The organism is Streptomyces sp. NBC_01498 (assembly GCF_036327775.1).
In the GTDB taxonomy this organism is placed as follows: domain Bacteria; phylum Actinomycetota; class Actinomycetes; order Streptomycetales; family Streptomycetaceae; genus Streptomyces.
The window spans coordinates 150,062-165,190 of record NZ_CP109598.1 but is presented as its reverse complement, the minus strand read 5'-3'; the positions used below and the strand labels follow the sequence as shown (position 1 = coordinate 165,190).

The 15,129-nt window shown below is 75.2% G+C and carries 6 protein-coding genes; 2 read left to right on the top strand and 4 right to left on the bottom strand.

The annotated features are described in order from the left end of the window. Nucleotides 1-2: 2 nt before the first annotated feature. The 4 genes from OG875_RS00510 to OG875_RS00495 all read right to left on the bottom strand — a co-directional run bounded on the left by OG875_RS00510 (nucleotide 3) and on the right by OG875_RS00495 (nucleotide 4,588). Complete coding sequence (locus OG875_RS00510) at nucleotides 3-1,514, bottom strand: VWA domain-containing protein (protein ID WP_330172197.1); 1,512 nt, start codon at nucleotides 1,512-1,514, stop codon at nucleotides 3-5. Beyond that, entirely contained in the window at nucleotides 1,511-2,932 is a 1,422-nt protein-coding gene (locus tag OG875_RS00505) for a hypothetical protein (protein ID WP_330172196.1), read from the bottom strand. Before OG875_RS00505 ends, OG875_RS00510 begins: the two co-directional genes overlap by 4 nt. Further along, nucleotides 2,902-3,405: a hypothetical protein gene (locus OG875_RS00500; protein ID WP_330172195.1), complete on the bottom strand. Its 504-nt coding sequence runs from the start codon at nucleotides 3,403-3,405 to the stop codon at nucleotides 2,902-2,904. Before OG875_RS00500 ends, OG875_RS00505 begins: the two co-directional genes overlap by 31 nt. Before the next feature lie 253 nt (nucleotides 3,406-3,658). Next, the gene (locus OG875_RS00495; RefSeq protein WP_330172194.1) at nucleotides 3,659-4,588 is read right to left on the bottom strand and encodes an SDR family oxidoreductase; all 930 of its coding nucleotides are present in this window, start codon (nucleotides 4,586-4,588) and stop codon (nucleotides 3,659-3,661) included. 302 nt (nucleotides 4,589-4,890) lie between these two features. Here OG875_RS00495 and OG875_RS00490 point away from each other — a divergent pair, with 302 nt between their 5' ends. Further along, entirely contained in the window at nucleotides 4,891-10,314 is a 5,424-nt protein-coding gene (locus tag OG875_RS00490; RefSeq protein ID WP_330172193.1) for an SDR family NAD(P)-dependent oxidoreductase, read from the top strand. Then, nucleotides 10,314-15,080, top strand: a complete 4,767-nt coding sequence (locus OG875_RS00485) for a type I polyketide synthase (RefSeq protein WP_330172192.1) — start codon at nucleotides 10,314-10,316, stop codon at nucleotides 15,078-15,080. Before OG875_RS00490 ends, OG875_RS00485 begins: the two co-directional genes overlap by 1 nt. The last annotated feature ends 49 nt before the right edge of the window (nucleotides 15,081-15,129 follow it).

Below are 15,129 nucleotides of genomic sequence, written 5' to 3'. Positions count from 1 at the left end.
TTCTAAGCGAGAAACGTCTTGAGTTCGTGGACGAGCTTGCGCATATGACCGGATATCACCGGTGTGCCGAGTGCCTTGAAGCGTTCCCGGAACCAGGGGTTGACCTCCTGGCGGCCGGAACTGGTCACCGAGCCGACCGGGATGAACTTCACGCCGGACCGGTGGACCTCCTCGATGCCCTCGAACAGCGGCTGGGAGCGGCCGAACTCGTAGAAGTCCGAGATCCACACCATGGCGGTGTCGCGGGGATCGGTGATCTTCGGGCGGGCCATCGCCATCGCGACCGGTCCGTCGTTGCCGCCGCCGAGCTTGGTGCGCAGCAGCGTCTCGAAGGGGTCGTTCACCCACGGCGTCAGATCGAGCGCCCTGGTGTCGTACGCGATCAGATGGACGTCCACCCTCGGCAGTCCGGCGAAGATGGACGCCAGGATCGTGCAGTTGACCATCGAGTCCGTCATCGAGCCCGACTGGTCGACCACCACGATCAGCCGCTGGGGTGTCGTCCTGCGCGCGGTCCGCCGGTAGAAGAGGCGGTCGACGTAGAGCCGTTCCTCCTCGGGGCTCCAGTTGGTGAGGTTCTTCCAGATCGTGCGGTTCAGGTCGAGGTTGCGGTAGACCCGTTTGGGCGGCACCGAGCGGTCGAGGGCGCCGACCGTCGCCTTCTCCACCTGGGTGCGCAGCACCTCGGCGACCTCGTCCACATAACGCCGGATGAGGGACTTGGCGTTGGCGAGCGCCACCCCGGACAGGTTGTCCTTGTCCCGGAGCAACTGCTCGATCAGCGACATGCTGGGGGTCAGCCGCGCGGCGAGCACCGGGTCGGCGAGGACCTCGCGCAGCCGCATCCGCCGGACCAGCTCCGCCTCGATGGCGCCCAGCTCCGGGCCCAGGGCCGGGAGCAGGCTGCCGAGGTCCGGTGCCGTACCTCCGCCGCCCTTCCCGCCGCCGCTCCCGGCCGCCGGTGCGGCGCGGCCTCCGCGCAGCGCGCCGGGCTCGCAGCCCAGTGCCCGCTCCAGCCAGCCCGCGTCGGACTGCCACTGGGCGAGCCGCCCGGCGGTCACCGTCCCCGAGCCGGTGCCGTACACGTTGAGCAGCACCTTCGACACCAGTGCCGCGCGCCGGATCTCCGCGTCCCGGTCCCGCGTGTCACCGCTGTCACCGCCCTCAGCGGCGTCACCGTCCGTCGGGGAGGGCGCGGAGGGCGCGGAGGGCGCGGAAGCGGCGGATGCCTCGAACGGGCCGGGCAGCATCAGGCCGTCGAACTCGGCGGCCAGCTCGGGATGGCGCTGCACGGTCGAGTCCACCGAGACCTTCGGGTCGAGCAGCGCGGGCGGCAGACCGATGTCCTCCACGACGGCGAGGCTCGCCGACTCCAGCGCCGCCTGCTCCTCGGGGTCGAAGAGCCGGGCGAGCAGGCGCCAGTAGAGCACCTGCCGGCGGTTGTCGTGGGCGCTCTGCACGGGGGCCCGGCCGTCGGTCCCACCGGTGGGGCGTCCGTCGATGTGTCCGGTCATTTCCGCAACAGCCTTCCGGCTCGCTCACGCAGCACCGCCCCGGCGTCGGTGGCGGCCTTCTCGGCCTTCAGCCCGGCCTTGTCGGACGTGCCGCCCGCCCACGCCCCCGCGTGCACCGCGACGCGCTTCTTCCGCACGGTCGTCTCGACGGCGAGCGGCTGCACGGTGAACGCCCCGGCGTCCCAGCGCAGCAGTCCGACGCACGCGCCCGACGCGGCGACGGCCTCGGGCGTCAGCGGCCCGGCGCCCGGAATCCGGTCGGTGTCGACGGCCAGCGGCTGCCCGGCGACGGTGAACGTCAGCCCGTCGTCGTCCCGCCGGGCGTCGTAGCCCTCCAGGAAGACGGGCACGGCGATCCGCGCCGGGTGCCGCTCAAGCGGCGCGACGGCGGACACCGTGGCGGTCGGCAGCGCGACCCGGGCCGTCGTGAAGGGGTCGGCGGGCCCACCCGCGCGTGCCCGTGCGTCGTCCCAGACCAGATCGCCCTCGGCGGTCAGCGGCATGTCGGTGAGGTCCATCGAGCGGCCGTCGCCGACGGCGCCCAGCAGTGCCATGTGCGGGCGCAGCAGCTGCCAGAGGCCGGCGCCGACGACCGTGTCGGGTTTCGGTGCGGAGACGTTCGCCCGCACCAGCCGGGGCGCCCCGCCGTCCGCCGGCTCGAACACCGCGTGCACCTGGGCCTGTACGGCGGTGGCGTGCTCCCGCACGTCGACGCCCAGCGGCAGCAGCCGCCCGGTGGCCGTGTCCGTGGCGGGCACGCCTCCGGCGCCGGGCACGGTCAGGATCATCGCCCGCGACCACAGGTCCGCCCAGCGGCGCACCGGCACCCGGGCCAGGTTCACCCCCGGGCAGGACGCGGCGAGTTCGGCGGCGAAGCCGTCCAGCAGGGTCGCCGGGCGGCGCAGCGCCGGGTCCGGCAGCATCGTGGCGACCACGGGCGCCGCCCCCGCGACCAGATCGTGGTCGATGCCCCGCCAGCCGCAGCGCGCCAGCTCGGCCAGCCAGGACCGGGCGGCGGCGAGCAGATTCCCCGGCGGCCCGCCCGACGGGACCGGCACGCACTCCTCCACGGCCCGGGAGCGTCCGGTCGCGGCGTCGACCCGGGCCGACAGCGCGTCGTGGACGGAGCCGACCAGCGCCGTACGGCCCGCGGCCAGGGCGACACAGTCGTCCTCACCGGCCGACCCCGACGCGGCCTTCTCCGCCGCGCTCGCGACCCGCCCGGCCAGCGGGGTCCCCGCGACCGCGCCGGCCAGCGCCGCCAGACCGGCGGTGCGGTCGGCGTGCGGACGGAGCAGCCCCACGACCAGGGCCCGGTCGAAGGCGTCGACGGCCGCCAGGGCCTCGTCCAGCCCCTCCACGGCGTCGGCGAGCAGATCGGCGCGCATCACGCCACCGCCCTGGTCGGCGGGAACCACTGCATCTCCGGCAACGGCGCGGTCGTCGCGGCGAGTTCGAGATACGCCAGCTGGCGCAGGAACCGGCTGAAGACGGACGCGGCGGTGTCACCGCCCGCCGGCAGCGGACGCGCGCCGGTCATGTCGGCGGTGAGGGACGGTGCGGTCGGCCCGTCGGCGCCCGTCTCCACCCGGAGACAGCGGGCGACACGCTCCGCCCCGTACTGGAGGACCGCCTCGCCGATCAGGGCCCGTATGTGGGCGCAGAACCCGCCGCGCGCGCCGCCGCAGGGGCGGTTGTTGTTCGTACGACAGGCGTACGCGTACGTGCCCGCCGCGACGGACGAGACATAGACCCGCTCGATGTCGGACCCGCTGGACACCACGCCCTGGAGGCGTCCGTCGGCCAGCTCGACGAACGGGACCTTGGCGAGCTTGCGCGGCCGGGCGGGCGGGAGGACCCGCGCCGTGCTCGACCTCTCCCAGTCGGACACCGCATCATCTCCTTCTCAGCAGGGGGAATCGGCGCGCCGCCGTGGTGGCGGAACACGAACGAACCTACTGGTGACCACTGACAACGCCGGTTCCGCGCCCGCGGGACGGGGCGCGTCCGGGGGTGCGGAACAGCGGTCGGCGGAGGGAGCGGAGACGGGCCCGGCGGCAGGGGCCGGGGCAGAAGAAGTTCGCGCGCGCCCGTGCGGGCGCGCGCGAGAACGTCCGGGCCCTGTGCCCGGGGCGGGCCGGGAGTCAGCGACCGCCGCGCGGAGTGGTCGGCATGGCCGGAGTGGCGGGCGTGGCCGGAGTGGCGGGCGTGGCCGGAGTGGCGGGTGCGGGCGGGCGCGGGCCAGCCACGGACTGCGCGTAGTGCACGAACTGCGGGAACCAGTCGTCGTACGAGACCTTGGCCGTCATCTCGACCGCCGCCCGCGCCTCCTCGCCGACCAGCGTGTGCAGCGGCGTCGCCGGGTCCGTGGCCGCCGCGACGATCGCGTCGGCCACCACACCCGCGTCGCCGGCCCCCTCACCGGTGCCCGCCAGGAACGTCCGCACCCACGCCTCGTCGGCGTCGTACGGACCGCCCGGAGTCCCGTCCGTCACCAGGGCGTTGGCGTGCACGTCCGTCGCGAAGCTGCCCGGCTCCAGGCACACGACCCGCACCCCGAACGGCGCCACCTCACCCGCCAGCGCCTCGCTGATCGCGCCCAGGCCCGACTTGCCGGCCGCGTAGAACCCGCCGTACGGCACCGTCCAGGTCCGTCCCGCGAGCGAGCTGACATTGACGACGACCCCGCAGCCCCGGCGCCGCATGGCGGGCAGGACGGCCCGTGCGGTCCGCAGCGCGCCCCAGAAGTTCGTCTCCATCACGGCCCGCGCCTGGTCCAGGGGCGTCGCCTCGACGGAACCCACGTGGTTGACGCCCGCGTTGTTGACCAGGACGTCGACCGCCCCGTGCGCGGCCTCCACCTCGCGGACCGCCTCCGTCACCGAGGCGTCGTCCGTGACGTCCAGCGCCAGGACCCGGACGTCCAGCCGCTCCGCCCCGGCCCGCTCGCGGAGCCGGCCGGCCTTCGCCGGGTTCCGCATCGAGGCGTACGTCGTGTCCCCGCGCCGGGCGAACGCCAGCGCCGTCTGAAGACCGATGCCGCTGCTGCACCCGGTGATCAATACCGTTGCCACGCCGTCCCCTTGTCGCTCGCCCGGAAGTCGTCCCCCGTCCGAGCAGATCAGGAGCGGGGCCGGGAGGCGGATCAGCCCCCACCCACCCCTGACCGGGCCCTTCGAACAGATCCCCGCGCGCGCGAAGGGGGACTCCCCGGCCTTCCGCCGTGCCGCCGCGGGGCCGGGGTCCGCTGGGGGTGTTAGGGGGTGTTGGCCCCCCGGGCCCCCTCCTAGCCTTCGAGAGGCGGGGAGACGTGATCACGAAGCCGTCTCTTCCGCTGTTCGGTGGGCTTCTTCGATTCCGATCGGATGGCGCGTTGGTGAACAACGACGATCAACTCCTCGACTATCTCAAGCGAACGGCCTCCGATCTGCGCGAGGCCAAGGCCCGGCTCCGTGAGTGGGAGCAGCGGGCCCACGGCCCCGTCGCGATCGTCGGCATGGCCTGCCGCTACCCCGGCGGTGTGAGCACGCCCGAGGAGCTGTGGCGCCTGGTGGCCGGCGGCACCGACGCGGTGTCGGACTTCCCCGCGGACCGGGGCTGGGACGTGGACGCGCTCTACGACCCCGAGCCCGGCACGCCCGGCAGGACGTACGCGCGCACCGGCGGATTCCTGCACGACGCCGCCGACTTCGACCCGGACTTCTTCGGCATCAGCCCCCGCGAGGCGCTGGCCATGGACCCCCAGCAGCGCCTGCTGCTGGAGGTGAGCCACGAGGCGTTCGAGGACGCCGGGATCGTCCCCGCCGACCTGCGCGGCAGCCGGACCGGGATCTTCGCGGGCGTCATGTACAACGACTACGCCACCCGCCTCTCGACCGTCCCCGACGACCTGAACGGCTACCTCAGCAACGGCAGTGCCGCCAGCATCGCCTCCGGCCGGGTCGCCTACACGCTGGGGCTCGAAGGCCCCGCCGTCACCGTCGACACCGCCTGCTCCTCCTCGCTGGTCGCCCTGCACTGGGCCGTACGGGCGCTCCAGTCCGGCGAGTGCACCCTCGCCCTGGCCGGCGGGGTGACCGTCATGTCCACCCCCGAGACCTTCGTGGACTTCAGCAGGCAGCGCGGCCTGTCCCCGGACGGCCGGTGCAAGGCGTTCGGCGCGTCCGCCGACGGCACCGGCTGGGGCGAGGGCGTCGGCATGCTGGTCGTCGAACGGCTCGCCGACGCGCGGCGCAACGGGCACCCCGTCCTCGCCGTCGTCAAGGGCAGCGCCATCAACTCCGACGGCGCCAGCAGCACCCTCACCGCGCCCAACGGCCCCTCCCAGCAGCGCGTCATCCGCCAGGCCCTGGCCGGCGCCGGGCTCACCCCCGCCGATGTGGACGTCGTGGAGGCCCACGGCACCGGCACCTCCCTCGGCGACCCGATCGAGGCGCACGCGCTGCTCGCCTCGTACGGCCGTGAACACCCCGCCGACCGCCCCCTGCTGCTCGGGTCGGTCAAGTCGAACCTGGGCCACACCCAGGCCGCCGCCGGGGTGGCGGGCGTGATGAAGATGGTGCTGGCGATGCGCCACGGCACCGTTCCGCCCACCCTGCACGCCGACGAGCCCTCCACCGAGGTCGACTGGAGCGCCGGCGCCGTCGAACTCGTCACCGCCCCGCGCCCCTGGCCCACGACCGGCCGGCCCCGCCGATCGGCCGTGTCCTCCTTCGGCATCAGCGGCACCAACGCGCATCTGATCCTGGAACAGGCCCCCGAGACCGAGGCCGACGCGGAGCCGGACACCGCCTCCGCGCCCCGCCCCGCCACCGTGCCGTGGGTGCTCTCCGGCCGTACCCCCGAGGCGCTCACCGCGCAGGCGCACAAGCTCCGCGCGTACCTCACCCGCCCCGGCGCAGGCCGCCCCGCCCCCGCCGACACCGGGTACGCGCTGGCGGTCACCCGTACGGCGTACGCCCACCGGGCGGCCGTCACCGGCGCCACCACCGACGACCTGCTCGCCGCGCTCGACACCGTCACCGGGCGGCGCGTCACCGACGGCACCACCGCCTTCCTCTTCACCGGCCAGGGGGCGCAGCGTGTCGGCATGGGCCGCGAACTGTGCGCCGCCTTCCCGGTGTTCGCCGACGCGTTCGACGCCGTGGCCGCCCTCGCGGACCCCGGACTGGACCACCCCCTCGCGGAGTTGATCGAGGGCGACGCCGACCGGCTCACCCGCACCGACCACGCGCAGGTCGCGATCTTCGCCGTGGAGGTCGCCCTCTTCCGGCTCCTCGAATCGCTCGGCGTGCGCCCCGACCTGCTCGCCGGGCACTCCGTCGGCGAGATCGCCGCCGCCCACGCGGCGGGCGTGCTCTCCCTGGAGGACGCCGTCACGCTCGTCACCGCGCGCGGCCGGCTCATGCGGGCGCTCCCGGCGGGCGGCGCGATGGCCGCGATCCGCGCCTCCGAGGAGGACGTGGCGCCGTACCTGACGGACGGGGTGTCCCTCGCCGCCGTCAACGGGCCCGCGTCCGTGGTCGTCTCGGGGGCGGAGGCCGAAGTCGACGCCGTCGCCGCCCGGTTCGACAAGAGCCGCCGGCTGACCGTCTCGCACGCCTTCCACTCGGCCCTGATGGAGCCGATGCTGAAGGACTTCGCCCGGGTCGTGGACACCCTCACCTTCCACCCGCCGGTGATCCCCTTCGTGTCGGCGCTCACCGGCGCCCCCGCCGACGCCGAGGTCGCCACCCCCGGCTACTGGGTGGAGCACGTACGCGAACCGGTGCGCTTCGCCGCCGCCGTCGCCGCGCTGCACACGCTCGGCGCCCGCCGTTACGTGGAACTCGGCCCCGACGCCGTCCTGACCGCCATGGCCCGCGACTGCCTCGGCGGCGACATCGCCGCCGTCGCCACCATGCGCCGGGACGGCGCCGAGGAGCACGACTTCGTCACCGCCCTCGGCCGCCTCCACTCGGCCGGGGTCACCGTCGACTGGGACACCTTCTTCGCCCCCTTCGGCGCCCGCCGTACCGCGCTGCCCACGTACGCCTTCCAACGCGAGCGGTACTGGCTGGAGTCGGCCGCCGGCAGCGGTGACGCGGCGGGGCTCGGCCAGCAGGCTCTCGGCCACCCGCTGCTCGGCGCCGTCGGCGAACTCCCCGACTCCGGCGGCCTGGTGCTCACCGGACGGCTGTCCCTCGCCGCCCAGCCCTGGCTCGCCGACCACGCCGTCCTCGGGTCGGTGCTGCTGCCCGGTACCGCCTTCGTGGAGATGGCCGTCCAGGCCGCAGACCGCGCGGACTGCGCCGCCGTCGAGGAACTCACCCTGCACGCACCGCTGTTGCTGCCCGCCGACGGAGACGTCGCGGTCCAGGTCGCGGTGGGCGCGGAGGCCGACGGCCGCCGCACCCTGACCATCTGGTCCCGCCGTACCCGGACACCCGGCGCCGCCTGGACCCGTAACGCCGACGGCGTACTCGCCACGGACCACGACCCGGACGGCACGCCGCCCGCCGCACAGGAGGTGTGGCCGCCCGAGGGCGCCGAGCCCGTCCCGCTCGGCGACCTCTACCCGCGCCTCGCCCGTGTCGGCTACGGCTACGGCGCGTCCTTCCAGGGCCTGCGGGCCGTCTGGAAGCGCGGCGACGACCTCTTCGCGGAGGCCGAACTCCCGCAGGACGCGGGCACCGACGCCGCCTCCTTCGGCCTGCACCCGGCCCTCCTCGACGCCGTCCTCCACGTCAACCTGGTCGAACTCGCCGAGGGCGAGGCCGTGTTGCCGTTCTCCTGGAACGGCGTCACCCTGCACGCCTCCGGAGCGCGCCTGCTGCGGCTGCGCATGACCAGGGCCGACGGCGACGCCGTCGCCCTCGCGCTCACCGACGGCCGGGGACAGCCCGTCGCGACCGTACGCGGACTCGTCGCCCGCCCGGTCAGCGCCGCCCAACTCGCCGGCGACGCCGACGAATCGCTGTTCGCCCTGGAACACGTCCCGCTGCCCGGCGGCCCGTCCGGCACCGCCCGCGTCGCCGTCTGGGGCGCCGACGACCTCGGCCTCGGCGTGCCCGCCCACCCGGACCTCGCCGAGATCGCCGCCCTCACACCCGTGCCCGAGGTCGTCGTGCTGCCCGCCGCCCCCGGGCCCGGAGCCGCCCCCGTACCGGACGAGGCACGCGCCGAACTCCACCGGGTCCTCGGCGCCGTCCGCGCCCATCTCGCCGACGAACGGCTCGCCCGCACCCGGCTCGCCGTCCTCGTGGACGACGACGACCTCACCCACGCCCCGCTGAGCGGTCTGCTGCGCGCGGCCGAGTCGGAGAACCCCGGCCGGTTCCTGCTCGTCCACACCGACGCGCTGCCGTCCGGAAGCGCCGAACCGGCCGACACCGGGCGCCTGTTGGCCGCCGCCCTCGCGAGCGACGAACCCGAGGTCCTGGTCGCGGAGGGGGAGATCCGCGTCCCGCGCCTGGCCCGCGCCAAGACGGGGGAGGGGCCCCGCTGGGACACGGCGGGCACCGTCCTGGTCACCGGAGGCACCGGCGGACTCGGCGGCATCATCGCCCGCCACCTCGTCACCGCCCACGGCGTCCGCCGGCTGCTGCTCACCAGCAGGCGCGGCGACGGGGCCCCCGGCGCCGCCGACCTGAAGGCCGAACTCACCGCGCTCGGCGCCGAGGTGGACATCGCCCGCTGCGACGCCGCCGACCGCGCCCAGCTCGCCGCGCTGTTCGACACCTACGACATCCGGGGCGTCGTGCACGCGGCCGGAGTCGTCGACAACGCCACCCTCACCGGCCTCACCACCGACCAGATCGACCGGGTACTGCGGCCCAAGGCCGACGCCGCCTGGCATCTGCACGAACTCACCCGGGACCGGGACACCGTCGCGTTCGTCCTGCTCTCCTCGACCGCGTCGCTGCTCGTCGGCGGCGGCCAGGCGGGCTACGCCGCGGCCAACTCGTTCCTCGACGGACTCGCCGCCCACCGCGCCGCCCGGGGGCTGCCCGCCGTGTCGATGGCCTTCGGGCTGTGGTCCGGCACCGGCGGCATGGCCGACGAGATGGACGCCGCCGACCTGGAACGCATGGGCCGCCTCGGGCTGCCCGCGCTGCCCGTCGCCCAGGGACTCGCCCTCTTCGACGCCGCCGCCGGCGGCGTGGATCCCGTGCTCGTCCCCACCCGGCTCGACACCGCGGCCGTCGCCGCCCGCGCCGACGGCGTCCCGCCGCTGCTGCGCGGCCTGGTCCGGCCGGCCCGCCGCCGCGCCGCCACCACCGGCGGCGCCGAGGACAGCACCCCCTGGCGCGAGCGGCTCGCCCCGCTCGCCGACGACGCCCGCGACCGCGCCCTGCTCGCACTCGTCCGCGGCCAGGTCGCCGGAGTGCTCGGACACACCTCCGAACGCTCCGTCGAACCCGGCCGCGCCTTCCAGGAGATGGGCTTCGACTCGCTGGCCGCCGTGGAACTGCGCAACCTCCTCGGTACGGCGACCGGCCTCACCCTCCCGGCGACGCTGGTCTTCGACCGGCCCACGCCGCTCGCCCTGGCCGCGTACCTCAAGGAACAGCTCGTCCCCGGCCCCGCCGACCTGGTCCGGGTCCTGCTCGTCGGGGTGGACCGGCTGGAGGCGGAACTCGCCGCCCTGCCCGACCACGACGACGCGCACACCCGCGTCGGGGCACGCCTGGAGGCGCTGCTGCGCACCTGGCACGACACCCACGCCGCGGCGGCCGGCGGTGCCGGGCCCGCCGACCTGGGATCCGCCACCGACGAGGAACTCTTCGCGAAGATCGACAACGAACTGGGAGCCCGGTAATGGAAGAGTCCGCCACTCAGGACAAGCTCCGCGACTACCTCAAGCGGGCCACGACCGAGCTGGAGCGAAGCCGCCTGCGGGTGCGCGAGCTGGAGGAGCAGTACAGCGAGCCGATCGCCGTCATCGGCATGGGCTGCCGCTACCCCGGCGGCGCCCGCACCCCCGAGGAGCTGTGGCGGATCGTCGCCGACGGCACCGACGTCGTCACCGGATTCCCGGTCGACCGGGGCTGGGACATCGACGCGCTGTACGACCCCGAGCCCGGCAAGCCCGGCAAGAGCTACGTACGGCACGGCGGGTTCCTGCACGACGCCGCCGAGTCCGACCCGGCGTTCTTCGGCATCAGCCCCAAGGACGCGGCGGGCACCGACCCGCAGCAGCGGCTCCTGCTGGAAACCTCCTGGGAGGCGTTCGAGCGCGCCGGAATCGACCCGCTCTCCGTGAAGGGCACCCCCACCGGTGTCTTCGTCGGCCTCATGCACCACGACTACGTCGGCGGCACCATCTCCGGCAGCATCGTCTCCGGACGCATCGCCTACACCCTGGGCCTCGAAGGCCCCGCCGTCACCATGGACACGGCCTGCTCGTCCTCGCTCGTCGCCCTGCACAACGCCTGCCTGGCGCTGCGCCGGGGCGAGTGCACCCTCGCCCTCGCGGGCGGCGCCGCCGTGATGGCGAGCCCCGAGATGTTCGTGGAGTTCAGCGAACGCCGCGCCCTGTCGCCCGACGGCCGCTGCCACTCCTTCTCCGAGGACGCCGCCGGCGCCGCCTGGGCCGAGGGCGCCGGCATGCTCCTCGTGGAGCGTCTCTCCGACGCCCGCCGCAACGGCCACGAGGTCCTCGCCGTGATCCGCGGCAGCGCCATCAACCAGGACGGCGCCTCCAACGGCATGACCGCCCCGAGCGGGCCCGCGCAGATCCGAGTCATCCGCCAGGCCCTCGCCGACGCCCGCCTCGCCCCGCACCAGATCGACCTCGTCGAGGCGCACGGCACCGGCACCACCCTCGGCGACCCCATCGAGGCACAGGCCGTCCTCGCCACCTACGGCCAGGACCGCCCCCAGGGCCGGCCCCTGCACCTCGGCTCCATCAAGTCCAACATGGGCCACCCGCAGGCCGCCGCCGGGGTCGCCGCCGTCATCAAGGTCGTCATGGCGATGCGCGCCGGGGTGCTGCCCAAGACGCTGCACGCCGAGCGGCCCTCCACCGCCGTGGACTGGACGGCCGGCGACGTCGAACTGCTCACCGAGTCGCTGCCCTGGGACGGGGACGGCGCACCCCGCCGCGCCGGCGTCTCCTCGTTCGGCATCTCCGGCACCAACGCCCACGTCATCGTGGAGGAAGCCGCCGGGACCGAGGCCGAGCGGCCCGGGTCCGGCGCCGAACTGCCCGTGGTGCCCTGGGTGTTGTCCGGCCGTACCGCGGAAGCCGTACGCGCCCAGGCGGGCCGGCTCCTCGACGCCCTCGACACGTACGACACCGCCGACCCGGCCACCCCCGCCGACATCGGCTACTCCCTCGCCACCACCCGCTCCGCGTTCGCCCACCGGGCCGCCGTCACGGGCACCGACCTGGCCGGGCTCCGCGCCGGGCTCCAGGCGCTGGCCGACGGCCGGGAGAAGCCGCGCACCGTCGCCGAGGAGGGCCGGCTCGCCGTCCTGTTCTCCGGCCAGGGCTCCCAGCGCCCCGGCATGGGACGCGACCTGTACGCCGCGCACCCCGTCTTCGCCCGCGTCCTGGACGAGATCTCCGACGCCTTCGACGAACACCTCGAACAGCCCCTGCGCGAGGTCATGTTCGACACCGGGTCCACGCTCCTGAACCAGACCCAGTACACCCAGGCGGCGCTGTTCGCCTTCGAGACGGCCCTCTTCCGGCAGCTGGAGAGCTGGGGTGTACGGCCCGACCTGCTGGGCGGCCACTCCATCGGCGAGATCGTCGCCGCCCATGTCGCGGGTGTCCTCACGCTGACCGACGCCGTCGCCCTGGTCTCCGCGCGCGGCCGGCTCATGCAGGCCCTGCCCGAGGGCGGCGCCATGATCGCCGTCGCCGCGCCCGAGAGCGAGATCGTTCCGCTGCTCACCGACGGCGTCGACATCGCCGCCGTCAACGGCCCCCGCGCCGTGGTCGTCTCCGGCGACGAGGAGGCCGCCCTCGCCGTCGCCGCGCGGTTCGAGAAGACCAACCGGCTGAAGGTGTCGCACGCCTTCCACTCCCGGCGCATGGACGGCATGCTCGACGCCTTCCGCGACATCCTCTCCACCCTCACCTTCCACGCCCCGACGGTCCCCGTCGTCTCCAACGTCACCGGCCTGATCGGCGGCGACGAACTCGCCACCCCCGAGTACTGGGTGCGGCACGTACGCGGCGCCGTCCGCTTCCACGACGGCGTCACCACCCTCGCCGCCGAGGGCGCCACCCGCTTCCTGGAGGTCGGCCCGGACGCCGTCCTCACCGGCATGGCCCAGGACGTCGTCCCCGACGTCATCGGCACCCAGCGCCGCGACCGCGAGCCCACCACGGCGCTGATCGAGGCCCTGTGCCTGCTGCACACCAGCGGCGGGGGACCGGACTGGCACGCGGTGTTCGCGGGCGCCCGGCGCGTCCCGCTGCCCACCTACCCCTTCCGGCGCGACCGCCACTGGGAGAACGCCCCCGCGCTCGGATACGGCGCCCCCGGGCAGCCGGACGCGGAGTGCGGCGACGCCTTCTGGCAGCTCGTCACCGACGGCGACGTGCCCGCCGTGGCCGCGACCCTCGGTGTCACGGACGAGAACGCCGTCGGCGCCGTACTGCCCGCGCTCGCCGGCTGGCACTCGCAGCGACAGGCCAACTCCGAGGTGGACGGCTGGCGTCACCGCGCCGGCTGGCGCCCGGTGTCCGTGTCCGACACGGCCGTACGGGGACGGTGGCTCGCCGTCGTCCCCGAGACGTCCGCCGACGACTCGTGGCTGAAGACCGTCCTGACCGGCCTCGCCGACCGGGGACTGGACATCGACACCCTCACCGTGTCCGACGAGGCGCGGGACCGCGCGGCGCTCGCCGCGCTCCTCACCGCCCGCGCGGACACCGCCCCCGAGGGCGTGCTGTCCCTGCTGGCCGTCGAACACCCCGTCACCACCACCGCCGCGCTCGTCCAGGCCCTCGGCGACGCCGGGATCACCGCGCCCCTGTGGTGCGCCACCCGGGACGCCGTCGCCCACGGCCCCGGCGACGTGCCGACCGGCCACCGCCAGGCCGCCGTGTGGGGCCTCGGCAGGGTCGCCGCGCTCGAACACCCCGACCGGTGGGGCGGCCTGGTCGACCTTCCGGCCGAGCCCGGTCCCCGTACCCCCGCCCTGTTCGCGGGCGTCCTGACCGCCGGCAAGGGCGAGGACCAGCTCGTGGTGCGCGAGTCCGGCGCGTACGCCCGGCGCCTCGAACACGCACCGCACCGCCCCGGCGGCGACCCCTGGAAGCCCGCCGGCACCGTCCTGGTGACCGGCGCCACCGGCGCCGTCGGACAGCACGTCGCCCGCGCGCTCGCCGCCGACGGGGCCGACCACCTGCTGCTCGTCAGCCGGCGCGGCCCCGACGCGCCCGGCGCCCGGGAACTCGCGGACGAACTCACCGCCACCGGCGTCCAGGTCACCCTCGCCGCCTGCGACACGTCCGACCGGTCCGCGCTGGCCGCGCTCCTCGGCACCGTGCCCGCCGCCCACCCGCTCACCGCCGTCTTCCACCTGGCGGGCGTGCTGGACGACGGCGTACTCGACGCGCTCACCCCCGAGCGCTTCGACACCGTCCTGCGCTCCAAGGCCGAGACCGCGCACCACCTGCACGAACTGACACAGGACAGCGACCTGAACGCGTTCGTCCTCTTCTCCTCGCTCACCGCGACCGTCGGCGGCGCCGGCCAGGCCAACTACGCGGCGGCCAACGCCTCCCTCGACGCCCTCGCCGAGTACCGGCGCGCCACCGGACTGCCCGCCACCTCGGTCGCCTGGGGCCCCTGGGGCGGCGGCGGCATGGCCGCCGACCACACCGTCCGCGACGCCGGACGCGCCCTCGGCATCCGCCAGCTCGACCCCGACCGGGCGCTCACCGCGCTGCGCCGCGCCCTGGACAGCGGCGACACCGTCGTCACCCTCGCGGACGTCGACTGGTCGGCGTTCGCCGCCGCGTTCGCCGCCGGGCGGCCCGCGCCGCTCTTCGGCGACCTGCCCGAGGTCCAGGCGGCCCCCGCCGCCGACAGCGCCGTGCCCGACGACTTCGCCCGCACACTCGCCGGACTGACGGCGGGCGAACGCGACCGCGCCCTCCAGGACCTGGTCTGCGGCCAGGCCGCCACCGTGCTCGGGCACAGCGGGCCCGACGGAGTCGAGGCCACCACCGCCTTCCGCGACCTCGGCTTCGACTCGCTCAGCTCCGTCGACCTGCGCAACCGGATCAGCGCCGCGGCCGGTGTCCCGCTGCCCGCCACGCTGATCTTCGACTACGCGACCCCCGCCGCCCTCGCCAAGCACCTCGGCACCGAACTCGGCGGCGCCGAGGAGTCCGTGGACTCCGTCCTGGCCGAACTCGACCGGCTGGCCGCCCGGTTGGCCGAACTGTCCGCCGCCGACCTCCAGGAGGGCCGGGTCCCCTCCCGCGTCCGCGCCGTACTCAACGGCCTCGACGAACGGGTGGCGCGCCAGGACGACACGGGCGCCGTCGCGGGACGGCTCGAAGAGGCGTCCGCCGACGACGTGTTCGCGTTCATCGACCGAGAACTCGGCTCGGCGTGACCCGGACCCGCCCGTCCGGCACGACCACGGCCCCCTCCCTTCCGCACAG

Bases quoted from the DNA above. Each gene is read 5' to 3' on its own strand.
- OG875_RS00510 (WP_330172197.1), bottom strand. From the start codon at position 1,514: ATGACCGGACACATCGACGGACGCCCCACCGGTGGGACCGACGGCCGG.
- OG875_RS00485 (WP_330172192.1), top strand. From the start codon at position 10,314: ATGGAAGAGTCCGCCACTCAGGACAAGCTCCGCGACTACCTCAAGCGG.